This window comes from Bacteroides caecigallinarum (assembly GCF_016901995.1).
In the GTDB taxonomy this organism is placed as follows: Bacteria; Bacteroidota; Bacteroidia; order Bacteroidales; family Bacteroidaceae; genus Phocaeicola; species Phocaeicola cellulolyticus.
Map to the genome: position 1 here is coordinate 1 of NZ_JACJLE010000118.1, position 1,508 is coordinate 1,508.

The following is a 1,508-nucleotide window of genomic DNA, read 5'->3' on the forward strand; positions in this document are numbered from 1 at the left end:
TGTAGTGTACTAAATAAGTTGACACAAATTATTTAGTAACATGCGTGAATATAGAAAGTATTCAAAAGAAGAATGTTTGTCTTATTTGGAGGAATATTTGTCCTCTTCATTTAATCAAAGTCAATTTGAACGAGAAAAAGGTCTTAAAAGGACAACAATTCAGCGTTGGCTTCGTATCTTTGGACTTGAAGATAAACCAAGTCCCGTTATGAGTAAGAAATTAAGTCAGACAGAACAGGAACTTCATGACCAGATATATGAGCTGGCAAAGAAGATAAAGTCCCTGGAAGCAGAACTGAAACGTTCAAACATGGCACGTGATGCATACGACTGTATGATAGACCTTGCAGAGAAGACATATAATATTCCTGTAAGAAAAAACTCAGATGCCAAGTAATCAGGAAGTTATCGCAGAGTGGACATCAATATCCCGTACGTCCACTCTGTCGGTTGCTTGGCATATCGGCACAGGGATACTATAAACATAACGATACATCCTCAGAATTAGATATTTTGACGGCCAGTATAGTGCTTTTCTGTATGTATGTTCGTGAAAACGAGAATCTTCCCAAATCTGGATGCCGGGAGCTTTACGAGCTTTGCCGTGAACGTTTTAAAGATAAGTTTACAATAGGCAGGGACAAGTTCTATAATATTCTCCGTTCAAACGGTCTGATGTTGAGAAGAACGAAATACCGTCCCCGTACTACTTATTCAGGACATGGTTACCGTCTTTATGAGGATTTGATAAACACCTCTCCTAAGTTCAAACCTGTCAGGAATGGCTCCCTGGTGGTATGTGATATCACTTATGTCTATACATTGGAAGGTTTCGCCTATCTGTCACTTGTTACGGATGCATACAGCAGGTATATCGTAGGCCATTGTCTGAGTAGAACCCTGGGAACAGAAGGCCCGTTAAATGCTATAAACCAGGCAATTGATACATATCATAGATATGGCATAAACATAAGCAATATGATACATCACTCTGACAGAGGAATACAGTATGCCTCGAAGGAATATACAAAAACTCTGTTATCCAATAACATAAGAATAAGTATGACACAGACCGGTGATCCGCTTCATAATGCTCTTGCAGAGAGAATGAACAATACGCTAAAAAACGGCTGGCTCTTCAATGATGGAAATCTGACCTTTGAACAGGCACAGGAAGCTATAAGTAAGTCCATTGAAATGTATAATAATGCCAGACCACATAAGGCACTTGGAATGAAAACCCCAATGGAGATACTGACGGGAAAAAGTGTGAACCCACTCATGAATTATAAACATAACTGATGGATGTGCTCGTCGGGACGTGTGCTCACGCCCCTTGCCGCACGGCGCTCCCCGAGCGATGAGTTTTTTTAAAGTTGAAGGTTGTGAGAGAGGTACTTTTGTTGTACTTTTGCATAACTGACAACCTTGTTAGGAATATAATGTTTAACCAGTCAACTTGGTCAGGAGTTACAACACAAACTGACAACCAAATTCAGTACACTTCA

General features: G+C 40.0%; 2 protein-coding genes. Both read left to right on the forward strand.

Features of this window, described 5'->3' with window-relative positions; all coding sequences use genetic code 11:
• Positions 1-208: 208 nt before the first annotated feature.
• Positions 209-397 (forward strand): hypothetical protein, encoded by a 189-nt coding sequence (locus H6A61_RS16045; RefSeq protein ID WP_239469256.1) that lies wholly within the window; start codon positions 209-211, stop codon positions 395-397.
• Positions 397-1,302, forward strand: a complete 906-nt coding sequence (locus H6A61_RS15210) for an IS3 family transposase (RefSeq protein WP_204394742.1) — start codon at positions 397-399, stop codon at positions 1,300-1,302. Before H6A61_RS16045 ends, H6A61_RS15210 begins: the two co-directional genes overlap by 1 nt.
• The last annotated feature ends 206 nt before the right edge of the window (positions 1,303-1,508 follow it).

Excerpts from the sequence above, each read along its gene's own strand:
- H6A61_RS16045 (WP_239469256.1), top strand. The coding sequence starts at position 209 with ATGAGTAAGAAATTAAGTCAGACAGAACAGGAACTTCATGACCAGATA.